The organism is Ornithinimicrobium faecis (genome assembly GCF_023923225.1).
GTDB lineage: Bacteria > Actinomycetota > Actinomycetes > Actinomycetales > Dermatophilaceae > Ornithinicoccus > Ornithinicoccus faecis.
In genome coordinates this window covers 784275-802193 of sequence record NZ_CP099489.1, presented here as the reverse complement: position 1 = coordinate 802193, position 17919 = coordinate 784275, and the positions used below count along the sequence as shown (strand labels likewise).

Genomic DNA, 17919 nt, shown 5'->3' with positions numbered 1-17919 from the left:
CCTCCCGCGTGACCCGGCAGGATAGGGGCCATGGCAGGGAGCACCCGCACCGGAAGCATCCGACCCGAGCCCCGCCCGTGGAGCCGCTATGTGGCCCTGGGCGATTCCATGACCGAGGGAGTCGGCGACCCCGGTCCAGACGGTGGCCTCGCCGGTTGGGCCGACCGTCTGGCCGCGCTGCTGTCGGCGCACTCCCCGGACTTCAGTTATGCCAACCTCGCCATCCGGGGCCGGCGGATGACCGACATCGCCGGTCGCCAGGTCGATCTGGGCCTGGACATGCAACCAGACCTGGTCAGCATCATCGGCGGCGGCAACGACATCCTGCGCCCAGGTGCCGACCCGGACGCCCTCGCCGCCCAGCTCGAGGAGTCGATTGCGCGCATCCGGGCCACCGGCGCCGACGTGCTCATGGCGACACCCGCCGACCCGGCCGGTGCGCCCATCGTGGAGCGGACCCGCGCCAAGGTCGGGGTCTACCTGGCGCATCTGTGGACGATCGCCGAGCGCCAGCAGGCTTACCTGCTCAACCAGTGGGCCCTGACCTTCCTGCGGGACTGGCGCATGTGGGGAGCGGACCGGATCCACATGAGCACCGAGGGGCACCGACGGGTGGCACTGGCCGCCTACGAGACGCTCGGTCACACAGCGCAGGAGGCCGACTGGCGGGCACCCCTGCCAGCCCAACCCCGTCCCGGGCGCCTTCAGTCGCTGCGCGACAACGCGGTCTGGGCCAAGGAGTATGCCGCGCCCTGGGTCGGCCGACGTCTGCGCGGCACCTCCTCGGGCGACAACCTGCCCGCGAAGCGCCCCGACCTGACGCCGCTGCAGCATCCGGCCACCCCTGCGCCGAACCCGGACACCACTGGGCCGAACTCGGACAGTCCTGGGCCGAACCCGGGCACCCCCACGCAGCACTCCGGCAGCACGCCACGACAGGACGGCTGACCCGTGCCGCGTGCGCTGCATCACGTGGACCTGTGGGTCGAGGACCTGGACCGAGCCGCTGCGTCCTGGGGCTGGCTGCTCGGTGAGCTCGGGTGGACCGAATTCCAGACCTGGGAGGGTGGGCGCAGCTGGGCCCACCCGGATGGCACCTATCTCGGGGTCGAGCAGTCACCGGACCTGGCGCCCGGCCGCCACGACAGGCTGCGCGCCGGCCTGAATCACCTGGCGCTCACCACAACCGACCGGCCTGCACTGGATGCCGTGCGGGCAGCAGCCGGCCAGCACCGCTGGCGCGAGCTCTTCGCGGACCGCTATCCGCACGCGGGTGGCCCCGAGCACACGGCACTCTTCTTGGAGGACGAGCAGGGTTTCGAGGTCGAGGTGGTCGTGGCCCCCGAGTGACACCGACCCGCGTGACAGCGACTCCGGCGTGCACCCAAACAGGCGAAGTCACCGATGCTCACCGGGCACGACGCTCTGACCTGCACCTTTGCAAATGGACAGGTGACGTGGCCTGTTTGGCTGCACGAATCGCAGACCGGGGCGGCGCCTACCGCGGATAGACGTGGGTGTCGGTCGCCTTGAACGACAGCCACACCGGAGCTCCGACCACCAGGTCGAGCTCGGCGACCGCCGCCGGCGTCACATCAGCAAGGACGGGCGGGCGATCCGGCGCTGCGACCTGCGCGCGGACCGTGTGGGCGTGCTGCTCCAGGCCGGCGATGGTGCCCGCCCAGACGTTGCGAGCCGACCCCTCAGGCTGCTGACGATGCAGAGTCACCGACGTCGGCGGCAGCGCGACGAGCACCGGGCCGTCCGCCGCTTCGGCGACGTGCAGCACCCCGCCCGCCTCCATGTCCACGGCCGCCCGACCCGACCCCGCGCCCCGCAGCAGGTTGAGACCGACCAGGCGTGCGACATACTCCGTCCGCGGTGCCCGGGCCACCTGCGCTGGTGACCCGTCCTGCACGACCCGACCGCCCTCGAGCACGACGATGCGGTCGGCGACGACCATGGCATCGAGCGGGTCGTGGGTGACCATCACCGCGCTGCCGCCGAACTCCCGCAGGTGCCGGGCCAGGTCGGCGCGCACCTCGAGCCGGGTCGCGGCATCCAGGGCGGCGAGCGGCTCGTCGAGCAGCACCAGCCGCGGCCGCGTCGCCAGGGCGCGCGCCAGGGCCACCCGCTGGGCCTGCCCACCAGAGAGCTGCCCCGGCCGCGCGGTGGCATGGGCCGCCAGACCAACCCGGTCCAGCCACTGCGCTGCCTCCCGGCGCGCATCGGCCCTCCCGCTCCCCCGCGCACGCGGGCCAAAGGCCACGTTCTCCAGCGCGGTGAGGTGCGGGAACAGCAGGTAGTCCTGGAACACCACGCCCACATCACGCCCCGCCGGCGGCACAAAGGTGCCCGCGGCCGGCTCATCCAGCACCCGGCCATCGAGGACGACCGATCCGGCCCGCAGCCGCAGCAGCCCCGCGAGCGCGTGCAGCACGGTGGTCTTGCCCGCGCCGTTGGGTCCCAGCAGCGCCACGACCTGGCCGGGTGCGACTGCCAGGTCCACCTCCAGGTCGAAGTCACCCCGGGAGATCGGCAGGTATGCCGTGAGGCCACCCCCTGCTGCGGCCTCACGGGGATCTGGGGTCGGCCGGGGCGTGGGTTCAGGAGTCACGAGGCGACCCCGCTGACCCAGCGGCCGCGCAGGGCGACCAGGACGACGACCGACACCAGGAGCAGGACCAGGGCGAGCACGATGGCTGCCTCCGGGTCGGACTCCAGCGCGAGATAAACCGACAGCGGCATGGTGCGGGTGACACCGGGGAAGTTGCCGGCGAAGGTGATGGTGGCGCCGAACTCGCCCAGGGCGCGGGCAAAACACAGGACCGCTCCGGCGGAGATGCCGGGCGCGACCAGCGGCAGGGTGACCCTGCGGAAGATCAGCCAGCGGCTGGCGCCGAGGGTCGCTGCAGCATCCTCGAAGCGCCGGTCGGCCCCGCGCAGGGCGCCCTCGACGGCGATCACCAGGAACGGCATCGCCACGAACGCCTGGGAGAGCACCACGGCCGTGGTGGTGAACGGCAGGCTCAGCCCGAACCAGTCATAGAGGTGTTGGCCGATCAGTCCGCGCCGCCCCAGCAGCAGCAGGAGCGCGACGCCGCCGACGACGGGGGGCAGCACCAACGGCAGGGTGAGCAGGGCACGGACCAACCTCATCCCGGGGACGGTCGCGCGGGCCAGCACCCACGCCAGCGGCACCCCGAGGACCAGGCAGATCCCGGTCGCCGTCACTGCGGTGATCAGGGACAGCCGCAGCGCCTCCGAAACCTCCGGCTGCGCCAACAGGGTGCCCAGGTCCGACCACGGCGTGCGCACGAGCAGACCGGCCAGCGGCAGGAGCAGGAACGCGAGACCCAGACCAGCAGGGATCAGCAGGATCGGTGGGATGCCGCTCCCCCGGCTGTCCGCAGCGTCTCCGGCCACGCCGCGCCGCCGGGTGCCACGATCGGTCGAACGCCGGACCGTCACGGAGAACCGAACCCCGCCGAGCCAAGCACCGCCTGCCCCTCCTCGGACAGCACGAAGTCGATGAACGCCTGCCCACCCTCGGGGTTGGGCGCCCCGAGCAGGGCGGCGATCGGATAGTCGTTGATGGCCTCGGCGGACTCCGCGAAGTCGATGCCCTCGACCTCGTCGCCGGCGACCAGCACGTCGGTCTGATAGACGAGTGCGGCATCGACCTCGTCGAGGCGCACCTTGGTCAGGGCCGCCCTCACGTCGTCTTCATAGGTGTCGGGGGCCGGTGTGAGCCCCGCGGCCTCGAAGACCTTGACCGAGGCGGCGCCGCAGGGCACCTCCTCGGCGCACAGCGCGACGGTGAGGTCCTCCTTGGTGAGGTCCTCCAGGCCCGTGACTCCCCCGGGGTTGCCAGCGGGGACCGCGATCTGCAGGCGGTTGTTCACGAAGACAACAGGCTCCCCCTCGGTCAGCTCCTCGTCGGTCACCTGGGCCATGGTCGCCGGTGAGGCGGAGGCGAAGACGTCGGCCGGGGCACCGCTGAGGATCTGCTGGGCCAGCGCGGAGCTGCCGGCGAAGCTGAAGGTCACGGTGGCGTCGGGGTTCGCGGCCTCGAACTCCTCGCCGAGCTCGGTGAACGTATCGGTCAGCGACGCGGCAGCAAAGACCGTGATGTCGCCGGATGCCTCACCCTGGCCCGCCCCACCCGCGCCGGCCCCCAGCGGCTGGTCCTCCGCCTCACCGCACGCGGTGAGCGTGCAGGCGAGGGTGATGGCGGCGAGCGCAGCCAACCGTCGGCCGGGAACTGCGGTGTGTGTGCGGCGCAGCGACATCACGGCCCCTTCTAGTGCTCAGCGGGCAGGGCGATGACCACCTGCGTGGCCTTGATCGAGGCCGAAGCCACCACCCCGGGCTCCAGCTCGAGCTCCTCGGCTGCCTCGGCGCTCATCAGCGAGACCACCCGGAACGGTCCGCACTGCAGCTCGACCTGGGCCATCACGGTGTCCTTGGTGACGCGGGTGACGATCCCCCGCAGCTGGTTGCGGGCCGAGGTGCGCAGGCCACCGTCCTCCTCGCCGGCCAGCTCCTGCGTCAGGGCGGCCAGGTCACGCCCCTCCACCGCCATGCGACCGTTGTCCGAGCGGCTCGCGGGCAGCCGGCCCTGGTCGATCCAGCGACGCACGGTGTCATCGCTCACACCCAAGAGCGAAGCGGCCTCGCTCACCCGAATCTGCGGCATAACGGAGACTTTATACCCGCAGATGCGGCGGTTTCGAGGTGTCCTTGCTGCCCCGGTAGTCTTCGGCCCATGCCAGTGACGCGCGTGCTGCCCACCGAGGAGTCCACCGAACTCATCGCCCTGGTCCGCGACATCGCACGGGAGCAGTTGCTGCCGCAGGTGGACGAGGCCGAGGCCGCCGCCCGCCTCCCCCGCGAGGTCTTCACCATGCTGGGCCAGGCCGGCCTGCTCTCCCTGCCGTATGCCGAGGGGCTGGGTGGCGGCGGACAGCCTTACGAGGTCTATCTGCAGGTGGTCGAGGAGATCGCCCATGCCTGGATGTCCGTCGCCGTCGGGGTGTCGGTCCATTCCCTGACCGCCTTCCCGGTCGCCACCTTCGGCACGCCCGAGCAGCAGGAGGAGTTGCTCACCGGGATGCTGTCCGGGGAACAGCTGGGGGCCTACTGCCTGTCCGAGCCACACGCGGGGTCCGACGTCGCGGCGATCCGCACCCGCGCGACCAAGGTCGACGGGGGATATGAGATCACCGGCGGCAAGGCGTGGATCAGCCACGCCGGTCACGCCGACTACTACACCTCGTTTGTGCGCACGTCCGACGACGGCGGACGCGGCCTGAGCTGCTTCATCGTCCCGGCCGACGCCGAGGGCCTGACCTTCGCCGAGCCCGAGCGCAAGATGGGCCTGGACTCCGACACCGTCGGCGAGGTGCTCTTCGACAAGGTCTTCGTCTCCGACGACCGCCTCATCGGCGAGCCCGGCCAGGGCATGTCGATCGCCCTCGCCGCGCTCGAGGCCGGCCGCCTGGGCATCGCTGCGGCAGCCACCGGCCTGGCCCAGCGGGCGCTCGACGAGGCGGTGGCCTACGCCAAGGAGCGCGAGCAGTTCGGCCGTCCCATCGCCGACAACCAGGGCCTGGCCTTCCTGCTGGCCGATATGGGCGCCGCCGTCGGGTCGGCACGGGCCACCTATCTGCACGCAGCCCGCCTCAAGGATGCTGGCCTGCCGCACAGTCAGGAGGCCTCCATCGCCAAGATGGTGGCCACGGACGCCGCGATGAAGGTCACCACGGATGCCGTCCAGGTGCTCGGCGGCTACGGCTACACCAAGGACTTCCCGGTCGAGCGCTTCATGCGCGAGGCCAAGGTGACCCAGATCTTCGAGGGCACCAACCAGATCCAGCGGCTGGTCATCTCCCGGAACCTGCTGCGCTGACCCGACCACACGGCATACGCCCCCAGACCCATCACTGAACCCGACCCGAGAGGCCACCATGCAGATCACCGAGAAGACCGTCGCCCTGGTCACCGGAGGCGCCAGCGGACTGGGCGAGGCCACGGCCCGCCGCCTGCTCGCAGAGGGTGCGTCCATCGTGCTCGTCGACCTGCCCGGCGGCCGCGGTGAGGAGCTGGCCACCGAGCTCGGCGATCGGGTGCGCTTTGCGGCTGCCGATGTGCGCGACGAGGAGCAGATCCGCGCCGCCATCGCCGTGGCCACCGAGCTCGGCGAGCTGCGGATCGTCGTCAACTGCGCCGGCGTCGCGACGCCCGGACGGATCCTGTCGCGGCGCGGCACGATCGAGCTGGACACCTATCGCAATGTCATCGAGATCAACCTGATCGGCACCTTCAACGTGCTGCGCCTGACCGCCGAGGCGATGGCCGCCAACGAGCCGGTCGACGAGGACCGCGGCGTGATCCTGATGACGGCCTCGGTCGCTGCCTTTGACGGTCAGATCGGGCAGGCCGCCTATTCCTCCTCCAAGGCCGGCATCGCGGGCCTGACGCTCACGGCTGCGCGCGACCTGGCCGACAAGGGGATCCGCGTGGCGACCATCGCCCCGGGCATCTTCGAGACGCCGATGATGGCCGGGCTGGGCGATGAGGTGCGGGCCTCCCTGGAGGCCCTGGTGCCACACCCCTCCCGGTTGGGCAAGCCGACCGAGTATGCCGCTCTGGTCGCCCACATCGTCGACAACCCCCTGCTCAACGGCGAGGTCATCCGCCTCGACGGTGCCCTGCGGATGCCCCCGCGCTGATGCTGTGACGGCTGCGTGGCACGGCTCGGACGCCTCGCGATCGGCATGATCTCCTCAAGGAAACATGATCTCCTCGAGGAAGCACGCATGACCAACATGTCCAGGCAGTCATGACCTTCCCCCGGCGCGCCGTGCGCGGGGCCCGCCGCCGGGTGCTGCGCGGCGCCGAGCACCTCGCCTCCGCTGCCATCACGCCCTTCCGTGGCCTGCGCTGGGAGGTGCGCGCCCCCACCCGCTGGCCGGTGGCCCTGCGCGCGGCCCTCGCGATCGCGATCCCGCTGACCATCGCGACCGCCGCTGGCCACCAGGCGTGGGGGCTGCTCTGCGGCACGGGGACGTTCACGGTGCTCTATGGCGCCGGCCGCCCGCTGCGCAGCCGCATCCGGGTGCTCGTGCTGGTCGCGCTCGGCCTGATCTCCGGCATGTCCCTGGGTGTGCTGGTGTCCGGGAACCTGGTGCTGTCGATCCTGGTCACGGCCGTCGTGGGGGCGGTGGCCACCTTCCTGGCCCATGCCCTGCGGCTCGGACCGCCCGGCGCCTTCTTCTTCGTGCTGATCGTGGGCATCGGTGGCTATCTGCCCACCCGTGGGCTCGATCCCGGATCCCTCATTCTTGCGACGACCACCGGCGCCGCGGTCGCCGTGCCGATCGCGATGTTTGATCTGCTCCTGGACCGCCTCGGCCCCGAGCGGGCCGCCGTCGCCGCGGCCCAGCGAGCGGTCGAGAAGTTCCTGGCCTCTCCTCCGGAGGACGGCCAGGCCGAGGACCTGAGCACCGCGGCAACCAACGCGATCCACGACGCCTGGACCGTGCTGTGGGATGGCGGCGAGCCCGACCTCGCGCTGGACGATCCGGGCGCCCCGACCTCCCCGCAGGCCACGGCCCACACCGTGCGCGCCGACCTTGCCACCGACCTCATCGTCATCCAGCAGCGCTACTCCGAGCACCTCCTGCCCACCCAGCAGCTCAACCCCGACCTCGGCGCGGAGCCGACCGCTGCCCCGCTGGGGCGTCCGCGGCTGCGCCGCATGGTGGCCCGTGCGCTGCGGTGGCCGACCGCCGCACTGCAGGCTGCCATCCGGGTCGCCGCAGGCATCGCGGCCGCCGGTGTGGCCGCGGGCCTGCTGGCAGGAAGCGGGCACATGTACTGGGCCATGGCCGCGGCTGCCCTGGTGCTGCACAACGGGATGGATCGTCGGGCCACGACAGTCCGCTCGGTGGAGCGGCTCGCGGGCACGACACTGGGCATCGGGCTCTTCCTGATCGGCGGCTTTTCCGGCAGCGGCCCCTGGGCGGTTGTCATCACCATCGTGACGCTGCAGGGGCTGGTTGAGCTCTGCGTGGTGCGCAACTACACCATTGCCGTCATCTTCATGACACCCCTGGCGCTCACCATCGGCACAGCGGGATCCGGCCTGGCCGCCCTGACGATCGCGCAGGAGCGGTTGCTGGACACCGCCATCGGCGTGCTGTGTGGCGTCGCGGTTCCGTGGCTGATCGGCTGGCGCTCCAGTCACGCGATGCTCACCGCCCACCTCTCGCGCGCCATTTCTGCCAGCGCCGAGGTGATCGGTCTGCTGGGCCGGGGACAACACCAGGACCGGGCCGGACTCGTGGCCCAGCGTGAGCTCTCCCTCGACCTCCAGGAACTCTCCGCCATCGCGGGCCGGGCGATCCGTGATGAGCCGGAGCGGGTGACCGACCTTGTGCCCGTGCGCGACGCCACGGCCTGGCTCGGTTTCACGGTGCTGGCTACAGCGTCGCAGGAGGCACCCGGGGAGGCGCTCGAGCGCGTGGCCCCAGCAGAGGACCTCGCGCGCGATCTGGCCGTCCGCCTGGCCCGGCAGGACGTGCCGCAGGATCGGGAGATCCGTGCCGTGCGCGCGATCGTCGGCAAACGCCCACCACTGGGCTGACAGCCAGGCGCGCCAATCAGCTGACCAGCCGGGCGCGTTGCTCGGGCGGCAGCACTGGAGCCATTCCCATCGATTCTTGGATCAGTTTTTCCTGGCAATTCTCTGAGAATTCAACCTGACCGAAGACTGAGAATTATCGGAATGGATGTTTATCGAATCGTGATACGTTGACCGACCGTTCACAATGAGGGAGGAACAATGCGGAATAAGACATGGATGACCAGCCTCGGATTGGTCGTCTGCCTGCTCGGCGCTGCCTCCTGCAGCACCGACTCAGACACCAGCTCAGACAACGCTGAGACCAGCGAGGGTGCCTCTGCCGCGCCGGGTTCCGACGAGGCGGGCGAGTCTGCCGGTCCGGACGGAGCCGATGCCACCGGTGGCCCCGACGCAGCCGCCGGGACGGAGGGACCAGGCGGTGAGGCCGCCGGCCCGGACCTTTCGGACGTGCCCGACGTGGTCGCCGAGGTCAATGACACCGAGATCTCCAAGGATCAGTTCAGCGAGGCCTACACACCGACCTTTGAGCAAGCGTCGATGCAGGCACAGGCCATGGGCCAGCCGGTCGACGAGGCCGCCCTCCGCGACCAGACCATCGAGGGGCTGATCAGCAGTGAACTGCTCAAGCAGGCCTCCGAGGAAAACGGCTTCGAAGCCAGCGCCGAGGACATCGACGCCGAGTTGGAGGAGCTCGCCAAGGGCAACGGCCTGGGCTCCGCCGACGAGTTCCTGGCCGCGCTCGAGCAGCAGGGCATGTCTGCCGACGAGGTGAACGCCGAGGTCGAGCAGATGATCAAGGTCGACCAGCTCATCGAGCAGGAGGCCGACGTCAAGGAGCCGAGCGAGGACGAGATCCGGGCGCGCTATGACGAGCTGGCCGCCCAGCAGGGTGGCGGCGGCGCCGAGTCCGGCGGTGAGTCTGGCTCCGGAGCACCGGAGCTGCCTGCCTATGAGGAGGTCAAGGACCAGGTCGCAGACCAGTTGGCATCGGAGCGCGAGAACGAGGCCGTGCAGACCCTGGTGGACACGCTGCGCGAGGAGGGCGACGTGACGGTCCACCTCGAGTCATCGGCCACCCCGGAGTGACACGTCACTGACTCTGTGGAGCCCCCGACAGGAGTCGAACCCGCGACCGTCCGCTTACAAGGCGGATGCTCTACCAACTGAGCTACAGGGGCGTGGCCGGCCACGGGGGCCAGCGACGACGACGATCGTACCCGCGGTCCAGCGGACAGCAGAATTGCTCACCACCTCAGGCAAGTTCCACGCCCGAAGGTGTGCAGGGACCAACGGGATCAGAGCAACAACGAAGGGGCCCGGTGCGGACAGTGTCCGCACCGGGCCCCCTCGCCGTTGTCAGCCAGCCGTGACCTGCACGCGCTGGATCACCAGGGGTGGCCTGTCAGCCGATGACGTTGCTGTTCAGGTGCGCCTGCAGCGCTGACACCGTGCGCGCGTTCATGGAGCTCGAGCCGTCACGGTCGATGCCCAGGTAGTCCTGGAGTGCAGCCTGCGACTTCGGGCCCCACACGCCGTCCGGCGTGGTGCCGACCTTGTTCTGCAGCGCCTTGGTCGTGATGGGTCCGAAGATGCCGTCCGGGTGGGTGCCGACCCAGCGCTGGATGGTGGCATTCGTCAGCGGACCACGGATGCCGTCCTTGACCAACGGCGCACTGACGCTCACCACTGGGTGGATCGGGCCAGCGCTGCGCGAAGGCGCCTCGGACTGACGCGGCTGGGCCGGAGCCGGCGCGGGGTTGGCCGGAGCAGGGTTGGCCGGCGCAGGTGCATAGCCGCCTCCACCACCGTTGGAGCGGGTCAGACCGGCCTTGACCGAGCAGGTGGGCCAGGCGCCGGGGCCCTGGGTGGCCAGGACCTTCTGCGCGATCGCGATCTGCTGGGACTTGGAGGCCTGGTGGGCGTTGGGTGCGTACTGGCCGCCACCGAAGCCGGACCAGGTGGAGGGGCTGAACTGCAGCCCGCCGTAGTAGCCGTTGCCCGTGTTGATCGACCAGTTGCCGCCGGACTCACAGGCTGCGACGCGGTCCCAGACCGAGTCGGCGCTGGCGCCGGGGGCAGAGACACCAATCGCGGCGACGGCTGCTGCTGCAGCCACACCAGCGCCACCGGCGCGGCGGAGCATGGGGGCAAAGGGCGTGCGGGGCTTGCGGTGCTTGGCAGATGCCATGACAGGGTCAACCTTCCTGACTGCGCGCCTGCGGGGTTAGCTGTCGGGTTCGGGCGGTCAGGTGCCCGGCCGCAGGTGCGGCTTCACCCCAAGACACCGGGGCCGGTGTCAACTCGGGTCCCCCACCCTCGTCTGGCGTCCGGACGGTCCGGAGGTTGTGCCCTGGTGACGAGGTTCGGCGCCTCAGGGGCACACGCCATGCGTGTGGATCTCGTGATGCATTTGTGTGTGGCCCCGGGGTGGGCCGCCCGCCACACTACCCAGGTCTGCCCCGCGGTGCTACATCCACTGTGGAAATCGTGAAGATCCAGCCTCTGGACACGATGCTGGTGCACCAACGGCGTGACCGGTTCGGTGCTGCAGCAAGGGCTGGACACGGTGCTGGTGCAGCAACGGCGTGACCGGTTCGGTGCTGCAGCGCGGGACACGCCACAACGATGTCGGCACGGTGCACGACACGCCGAAGGGGGTGGCAGAAGGGGGTGACAGGTGGCAGAAGGGGGGTGACAGGTGACAGAAAGCCGCGCCGCCGCGCTCAGGGACGCAGCACCTGCGGGATCAAGTCGGTGAACGGCGCCGTGGTCCAGGACGTGGGCCACCACGAGACCGGCACGCCCTCAACCAGGGTGTAGCCCAGGATCACCACACCCCCGACGCACAGCACACCCGCGACCACCTGGGTGATCAGCTGCCCGGGCAGGATCGCGCGGACCAGCGTGCGCGAGCCTCGGCGCAGGGTCACGCCACCAGGTCCCCACCAGGCCATCAGCAGGCCCAGCAGGCTGCCGACGGCCACGGGCAGCGGGTGCTCAACGTCCACCTGCATCAGCCCGGACTCGGTGAGCCCGCCAGCGGTGATGACGGCTGCAGCCATGGCAAAGGCGAGCGGCAACAGCATCGCCAGGCCCGTGGACAGGGCCGAGACAAACAGGTGCCAGGGGCTGGCCAGCACGGTCAGGGGCACGTCGGATCGCCGGTGCCCTGCCTCGTGGCGGCGCAGCACCAGGGCGGTGACGGCGTGATCCACTGTGCGCGCAGCGACGGACCAGATGAGCAGCAGACTCCACGAGAGCAGCGGCACGAGCGCAGCGAGACCGACGAGCGCCACCAGGCCAGCGGCCAGCGTGCCGGTGCGCATCGGACGACCAATGCGGGGGTCGGGACCGCGCGGCGCGGGAGGACCATAGGGGGATGGGCTCGGCTGACCGAAGGGGGCCTGCCCCGATGGCCCGTATGCCGGGGGCTGGCCATACCCCGAGGCGCCACCAGACCCCGTGGGCTGGCCGTATCCCGATGACTGGCCAGGTGGAGCGGCGCCCGGCTGACGGTAGGGACCGGGGCCGCCCTGGACGCCGCTGCGCTGGTGAGCGTCCAGGCCCGACCGGCCCTGGGATTGACCCTGCGACGGGGACGTCGACGGCGGCCGGGGCGTCGGGTGCTGCGGGGTCATCCGGGTCTGTGGGGTCGGCGCCACGGGCTGCACGCGCGTCGGGTCGACCTGCGGAGTCACGGTGGTCGAGGGGCTCGCTGGCCAGGCACTCGGCGGGGTCCGCAGGGACCCGGAGTCCTGCGTGGACCGCGCGTCGTGCGCCGCCGGGCGCGGCACGCGCGTGGTGAGAGCCTCGGTCACGGGACGGTGCGCGGCATACAGCTCCAGGGCACGCATCACCTCATCCTTGTGCGGGCGGCGCTCCGGCTCCGGATCGAGGGCAGCCTCCAGCAGGGGCCGGAGCCTGGCGTCCACGTCCTCCAGCTGCGTCCGCCCCCGCGTCACGCGGTCCAGCACTGCGCTCATCGGGCCGCGACCGAAGGGCGGGCTGCCGCTGGCTGCGAAGGCCAGGGTCGCAGCCCACCCCCACCAGTCCGTGGCCTCCGTCACCGCGCCGCCCTCGACGACCTCGGGTGAGAGATAGCCGGGCGTGCCCATGACCAGCCCGGTCATGGTGAGCCGGACGTCGTCGGCCACCTGAGCGATGCCGAAGTCGATGACGACCGGGTCCGATCCGACCATCAGCACGTTGCCGGGCTTGAGGTCGCGGTGGACGATGCCGACCTGGTGGATGGCGGTGAGGGCCTCATAGAGCCCCCTGCCCAGGTCCACGAGCGCATCACCGGTGACGGGTCCGCGATCGGCCACGACCTGGTCCAGCGGCGGCCCGGGCACGAACTCGGTGACGATGTAGGGCGCTGGACCCTCGGTGTCGGCATCGAGGACCGCGGCGATGCGCGGGCTGTTCACCCGCGAGAGCGTGGCCACCTCACGGGACAGTCGCTGGCGCGCATCCGGGTCGTGGGCGATGTGCGGGCGCAGCACCTTGATCGCCACGTCGCGGCTGCCGTCCTGCGGGGCGCCGTCGACACGGCCGCGATAGACCACACCCATGCCGCCCTCGCCGACGCGAGTGCCGAGGGTGTATCTCCCGAGCCGTCGCGCTGTCGGGGTGGCCCCCTCGTGGGGCCCCCCAGCAGGCGTGAACTCGGCGCTCATGGTCTCCACCGTATTGCGTCTCCTCGTCTCGGCACGGCACCTCGGGGTCGGTCGTGGCCCCCAAGGGGTGAGATCGCGGGCCCCAACGGGCCCGACTAGGCTCGAGAGCAGCAACGAACCGGGCAGGCAGTTGGTTTCCTGCACTGGTGGCGCGCTCCGACCGCGTCGGACCCCGGGTCATCCGCGTGAGGTGGGTAATCCACGTGAGGTCCGGGTCGGAGTGATCCAATGACCCGACGAAGATGGAGTGGTTGTGGCATCCGAGGCACGGGGCACGTTCGACTTTGTGGTGGCCGCGAACCGGCTGCCGGTCGACCGGGTGACCGAGGCGGACGGCACCTCACGCTGGCAGGCCAGCCCCGGCGGCCTGGTGACCGCCATGGACGCCGTCATGCAGGGGCAGTCAGCGGCCTGGGTCGGCTGGGCCGGAGACCCGGGCGAGGATGTTGCCCCGTTCGACCGTGACGGCATCCGGCTGCACCCCATCGTGCTGACCGCTGACGAGGTGCGCGGCTACTACGAGGGCTTCAGCAACGAGACCCTGTGGCCGCTCTATCACGACGTGATCGTGCCACCGCGCTATCGGCGCAGCTGGTGGGCCTCCTATCAGCGGGTGAACACCCGGTTCGCCGAGGCGATCGCCAAGGTTGCCGCTCCGGGGGCCACGGTGTGGATTCACGACTATCAGTTGCAGCTGGTCCCGGCCCTGCTGCGGGCGCTGCGGTCCGACCTGCGCATCGGGTGGTTCAACCACATCCCGTTCCCGCCGGTCGAGCTGTTCGGACAACTGCCCTGGCGCCGGGCCGTGCTCCGTGGCCTGCTGGGCGCCGACTTCCTGGGCTTCCAGCGCAGCAACGACGCCGCCAACTTCACCCGGGCCTGCCACCAGCTGCTCGGCACGAGCTCGTCCGGGGACACGATCACCTGGTCGGGCGCGGAGGACGGTCTGATCGGGGCCGAGCCGCGCAGGACCCGGACCGCGACAGTCCCGATCTCGATCGACTTCCGGTCCATGGATGAGCTGGCCCGGACCCCGGAGGTGCGCCGCCGCGCGCGAGAGATCAGGGCGTCCCTGGGCAACCCGCAGACGGTGCTGCTGGGCATCGACCGCCTCGACTACACCAAGGGCATCCGGCACCGGCTGCGCGCGATCTCCGAGCTGTTCGGCGACGGCGCGATCGCCGCACCGGAGGTCACGCTGCTGCAGATCGCGACGCCGAGCCGGGAGCGGGTGAGCGCCTATCAGGACCTCCGCAGCCAGGTCGACGGACAGGTGGGCCGGATCAACGGGGACCACTCCGGCATCGGCGCGACCGCCGTCCACTATCTGCACCACTCCTATCCCAAGGAGGAGATGGCCGCGCTGTTCCAGGCCGCCGACGTCCTGCTGGTCACGCCACTGCGCGACGGGATGAACCTGGTCGCCAAGGAGTATGTCGCCAGCCGCTGGGACGGCGGCGGCGCCCTGGTGCTCAGCGAGTTCACCGGCGCCGCGCAGGAGCTGAGCCAGGCCTTCCTGTGCAACCCCCACGACATCGCCGGGCTGAAGGAGACCATCCTGGCTGCGATGCGCGAGGAGCCGGCCAGCGCCCGCAAACGCATGCTGGCGATGCGCCGACGGGTGCGCTCCCACGACGTGCACGCCTGGGCACGGCACTATCTCAGCGCTCTGGAGGCAGCCCCACAGAAGCCGAACCGTCGATGACCAGCACGAGGATCACCAGCCCGATGACACCCGGTTCCGACCCGACCCTCGCCGCGCCCCTCGTGGACGCACTGCAACGGTTTGCCGCGCTCCCCCGCGTCCTGGTGGCGATGGACTTTGACGGCACGCTCGCGCCGCTGGTCGACGAGCCGATGGACGCGCGTGCGCTGCCCGGCAGCGAGGAACTGCTCAACGAGTTGTCCTGCCTCCCCGAGACGCTCGTGGCACTCGTCTCCGGCCGTGCCCTGGCCGACCTGATCGAGCTGACCCGGCTGGCCGAGCCGGTGCTGCTGGTCGGCAGCCACGGCGTCGAGCGCTCCTCCGAGGCTCAGGCCCCCTCCCGGGACGCCACCGAGCAGACCCGTTTTGCCGCGTTGGACGCGGACCTGGCCACCGTGCTCCGAGACCATCCCCGAGCACGCGTCGAGCGCAAGCCCCACTCACTGGTGCTGCACACCCGGGGCCTGAGCGGTCAGGAGACCGAGGCTGCGGTGCGGGCCGCTGAGGAGGTGGTCACTCGGCATACCGGCCTGGTGGTGACCCCCGGCAAAGAGGTCCTCGAGCTGGCCACCCGCCACGTCGGCAAGGGGGTCGCCCTGCTGGAGTTGGCGCAGGAGCACTCCGTCGACTCGGTGCTGTTCGTGGGCGATGACGTCACCGACGAGCAGGCCTTTGGCGTGCTGCGGCCCACCGACCTGACCGTCAAGGTCGGGCAGGGCGACACGGCCGCGCAGCACCGGGTCGACGACGAGGCGCAGGTGCTGGCGCTGGTGCGCGCCCTGCTCGAGCTGCGCCGTCGCGCTGCCCGGCCAGCCACCAACTGCATGGATCCTTCACGCAACACGCCGGACGAGGCGTGAAGGATCCGTCCACCTGCACCCTGGGGGACGGCGCCAGGACAGATTCCGTATGCCGAGGGCCGGCTGACTCGATCAGGGACGGCCGGGCACGGCGCCGGTGGAGCTGCGCAGGATCAGCTCGGGGGCGAACAGATACTCCCGGTGAACGGCCTCCTCGCCCTGGATCTCCTCCAGGATGGCAGTCACCGCCGCCTCACTCATCGCCGTGACGTCCTGGCGGACCGTGGTCAGCGGCGGGTCGGTGAACGCGATGAGTTGGGAGTCGTCGGAGCCGATGACGGAGACGTCCTCGGGCACCCGCAGGCCCTCCTGGCGGACGGCGCGGACCACGCCCAGCGCCATGATGTCGGAGCCGCAGACCACGCCGGTGACGCCCTCATCGAGCAGGTTGCGCCCGGCCGCCTGCCCGCCCTCGACGCTGAAGTGCGTGGTCGAGACGAACTGCTCGGCGTCGGGCAGCAGCTCATCCATGGCCCGCTCATAGCCCTGGATCTTGCGCTGCACCGGCACATAGCGGTTGGGTCCGGTGGCCAGCCCGATGCGGGTGTGACCGAGGTCGCGCAGGTGCCGGACCGCCAACTGCACCCCGGCGACGTCGTCGTTGGAGATGAAACTGGCAACGACGTCCTCGCGCCAGCCGTTGATCAGGGCGATCGGCAGGCCGCGCTCGCGCAGCGAGGTGTAGCGCTCGGTGCTCGCCCGGGTGTCCGCGTGATAGCCGCTGATGAAGATGATGCTGGCCACGCCACGCTCCAGGAGCATCTCGACGTATTCGTCCTCCCGCACGCCGCCGGGCACCTGGGTGCACAGGACGGGGGTGAAGTTGGCTGCGGCCAGCTGCGTCTCGACCGCCTGGGCGAAGGCCGGGAAGATCGGGTTGGTCAGCTCCGGCACGACCAGACCCACCAGCCCCGCGCTGCTGCGACGCAGTTTGCTGGGTCGCTCATAGCCGAGCACGTCGAGGGCGGTGAGCACGGCCTTGCGGGTGTGCTGGGCCACGCCCGGGCGGTCGTTGAGGACCCGGCTGACGGTCGCCTCACTGACGCCCGCGTGCTGCGCCAGGTCGGCGAGTCGGCTCACGGCTATTTCACCGAGCCCTGCGTGAGGCCGCCGATGAGCTGCTTCTGCAGGGAGAGATAGACCGCGACCGGCGGCAGCGAGGCGATGAGCGCACCGGCGCAGAACATCCCGAAGTATTTGTTGCGGTCGGCCAGGTTCAACGAATACAGACCGACACCGAGGGTGCGGCGCTCCTGGTCCAGCAGGAAGATGCTGGCCAGCATGAACTCGCCCCACAGCGCGACGAAGGCCAGGATGCCGACTGTGGCCAGGATCGGGGCCACCAGGCGCAGGGTCATCGTGAAGAAGATCCGCGCGTGGCTGGCGCCGTCCATCATGGCGGCCTCGTCGAGCTCCTTGGGGATGGTGTCGAAATAGCCCTTGAGCAGCCAGACGTTGGCGCCCATCGAGCCACCCAGATAGACCAGCAGCAGACCCCACAGCGTGTTGAGCCCGATCTCGGGGATCACGTCGCCGATGCGCAGGAACATCAGATAGAGCGCGGGGAAGGCCAGCAGCGCCGGGAACATCTGGGACAGCAGCAGGGCCATCAGGCCCGGGCGTCGCCCCTTCCAGCGCAGGCGGGAGAAGGCGAACGCCGCGGCAGCGCCGATGAAGACCTGGATGAAGGTGCCCAGCCCGGCGATGATCAGCGAGTTCTGGAACCAGCTCCAGAACGGGAAGGTCGTGGACGCAAACAGGTCCGTGAAGTTCTTCAGCGAGAAGGACGTCGGGATCGGGGACGCGCTGTTGAGCGTGCCGGCGGGGTTGAGGGCGGCCGAGACGACGAACATCACCGGGAACAGCGCCCACACCAGGGCGAGGATCGCCAGGGCGTGGCGCCACCAGACGCCGGTGCGCGGCTTCTGGCCGACGGGAACAACCTCCGCCGTGCGCTGGCCGGCGGACGGTGTGATGGCTTCGGCGGGCACGGCCCCGGGGGCGCCGGCAGCAGCAGGCTGAGACATC

The 17919-nt window shown here is 70.6% G+C and carries 16 protein-coding genes, 1 tRNA gene and 1 riboswitch; of the genes, 8 read left to right on the top strand and 9 right to left on the bottom strand.

Going from position 1 to position 17919, the window contains the following annotated elements; all coding sequences use genetic code 11:
* Positions 1 to 30: 30 nt before the first annotated feature.
* Together NF556_RS03665 and NF556_RS03660 are read left to right on the top strand one after the other, a co-directional pair.
* Positions 31 to 948, top strand: a complete 918-nt coding sequence (locus NF556_RS03665) for an SGNH/GDSL hydrolase family protein (protein ID WP_252594154.1) — start codon at positions 31 to 33, stop codon at positions 946 to 948.
* Between the two features lie 24 nt (positions 949 to 972).
* On the top strand, positions 973 to 1350 hold the full coding sequence (locus NF556_RS03660; RefSeq protein WP_345780139.1) for a VOC family protein: 378 nt from the start codon (positions 973 to 975) through the stop codon (positions 1348 to 1350).
* Between the two features lie 148 nt (positions 1351 to 1498).
* Here the strand turns inward: NF556_RS03660 and NF556_RS03655 are convergent, their stop codons facing one another.
* From NF556_RS03655 to NF556_RS03640, 4 genes are read right to left on the bottom strand one after another with little or no spacing between them, the layout of a single operon-like run.
* Complete coding sequence (locus tag NF556_RS03655) at positions 1499 to 2617, bottom strand: ABC transporter ATP-binding protein (RefSeq protein WP_252594153.1); 1119 nt, start codon at positions 2615 to 2617, stop codon at positions 1499 to 1501.
* The gene (locus NF556_RS03650) at positions 2614 to 3426 is read right to left on the bottom strand and encodes an ABC transporter permease (protein WP_425607073.1); all 813 of its coding nucleotides are present in this window, start codon (positions 3424 to 3426) and stop codon (positions 2614 to 2616) included. Before NF556_RS03650 ends, NF556_RS03655 begins: the two co-directional genes overlap by 4 nt.
* 41 nt (positions 3427 to 3467) lie before the next feature.
* Complete coding sequence (gene modA / locus NF556_RS03645; protein WP_252594152.1) at positions 3468 to 4292, bottom strand: molybdate ABC transporter substrate-binding protein; 825 nt, start codon at positions 4290 to 4292, stop codon at positions 3468 to 3470.
* Positions 4293 to 4303: 11 nt separating this feature from the next.
* Entirely contained in the window at positions 4304 to 4699 is a 396-nt protein-coding gene (locus NF556_RS03640) for a TOBE domain-containing protein (RefSeq protein WP_252594151.1), read from the bottom strand.
* A gap of 69 nt (positions 4700 to 4768) precedes the next feature.
* Here NF556_RS03640 and NF556_RS03635 point away from each other — a divergent pair, with 69 nt between their 5' ends.
* The 4 genes from NF556_RS03635 (at position 4769) to NF556_RS03620 (ending at position 9736) form a co-directional block, all read left to right on the top strand.
* Positions 4769 to 5911 (top strand): acyl-CoA dehydrogenase family protein, encoded by a 1143-nt coding sequence (locus NF556_RS03635; RefSeq protein WP_252594150.1) that lies wholly within the window; start codon positions 4769 to 4771, stop codon positions 5909 to 5911.
* 58 nt (positions 5912 to 5969) lie between these two features.
* Positions 5970 to 6734, top strand: a complete 765-nt coding sequence (locus tag NF556_RS03630) for an SDR family NAD(P)-dependent oxidoreductase (protein WP_252594149.1) — start codon at positions 5970 to 5972, stop codon at positions 6732 to 6734.
* Between the two features lie 110 nt (positions 6735 to 6844).
* The gene (locus tag NF556_RS03625) at positions 6845 to 8650 is read left to right on the top strand and encodes an FUSC family protein (protein WP_252594148.1); all 1806 of its coding nucleotides are present in this window, start codon (positions 6845 to 6847) and stop codon (positions 8648 to 8650) included.
* A 216-nt stretch (positions 8651 to 8866) separates the two neighbouring features.
* The gene (locus NF556_RS03620) at positions 8867 to 9736 is read left to right on the top strand and encodes a SurA N-terminal domain-containing protein (RefSeq protein ID WP_252594147.1); all 870 of its coding nucleotides are present in this window, start codon (positions 8867 to 8869) and stop codon (positions 9734 to 9736) included.
* 16 nt (positions 9737 to 9752) lie between these two features.
* On the opposite strand, the gene NF556_RS03615 is transcribed toward NF556_RS03620, so the two are convergent.
* The 3 genes from NF556_RS03615 to NF556_RS03605 all read right to left on the bottom strand — a co-directional run bounded on the left by NF556_RS03615 (position 9753) and on the right by NF556_RS03605 (position 13326).
* Positions 9753 to 9828, bottom strand: a tRNA-Thr gene (locus NF556_RS03615).
* A gap of 224 nt (positions 9829 to 10052) precedes the next feature.
* Entirely contained in the window at positions 10053 to 10838 is a 786-nt protein-coding gene (locus tag NF556_RS03610) for a transglycosylase family protein (RefSeq protein ID WP_252594146.1), read from the bottom strand.
* Positions 10839 to 10847: 9 nt separating this feature from the next.
* A riboswitch (cyclic di-AMP (ydaO/yuaA leader) is annotated at positions 10848 to 10986 on the bottom strand.
* 387 nt (positions 10987 to 11373) lie between these two features.
* Positions 11374 to 13326, bottom strand: coding sequence for a serine/threonine-protein kinase (locus tag NF556_RS03605; RefSeq protein WP_252594145.1), 1953 nt, complete (start codon positions 13324 to 13326; stop codon positions 11374 to 11376).
* A 253-nt stretch (positions 13327 to 13579) separates the two neighbouring features.
* Here NF556_RS03605 and NF556_RS03600 point away from each other — a divergent pair, with 253 nt between their 5' ends.
* On the top strand, positions 13580 to 15031 hold the full coding sequence (locus NF556_RS03600) for an alpha,alpha-trehalose-phosphate synthase (UDP-forming) (RefSeq protein WP_289781775.1): 1452 nt from the start codon (positions 13580 to 13582) through the stop codon (positions 15029 to 15031).
* Positions 15028 to 15891, top strand: coding sequence for a trehalose-phosphatase (gene otsB / locus NF556_RS03595; protein WP_252594140.1), 864 nt, complete (start codon positions 15028 to 15030; stop codon positions 15889 to 15891). The genes NF556_RS03600 and otsB overlap by 4 nt, the downstream gene beginning before the upstream one ends.
* A gap of 72 nt (positions 15892 to 15963) precedes the next feature.
* Here the strand turns inward: otsB and NF556_RS03590 are convergent, their stop codons facing one another.
* Both NF556_RS03590 and NF556_RS03585 read right to left on the bottom strand, forming a co-directional pair.
* Positions 15964 to 16977: a LacI family DNA-binding transcriptional regulator gene (locus NF556_RS03590; RefSeq protein ID WP_252595692.1), complete on the bottom strand. Its 1014-nt coding sequence runs from the start codon at positions 16975 to 16977 to the stop codon at positions 15964 to 15966.
* Positions 16974 to 17918: a sugar ABC transporter permease gene (locus tag NF556_RS03585; protein ID WP_252594139.1), complete on the bottom strand. Its 945-nt coding sequence runs from the start codon at positions 17916 to 17918 to the stop codon at positions 16974 to 16976. The genes NF556_RS03590 and NF556_RS03585 overlap by 4 nt, the downstream gene beginning before the upstream one ends.
* Position 17919 lies beyond the last annotated feature (1 nt).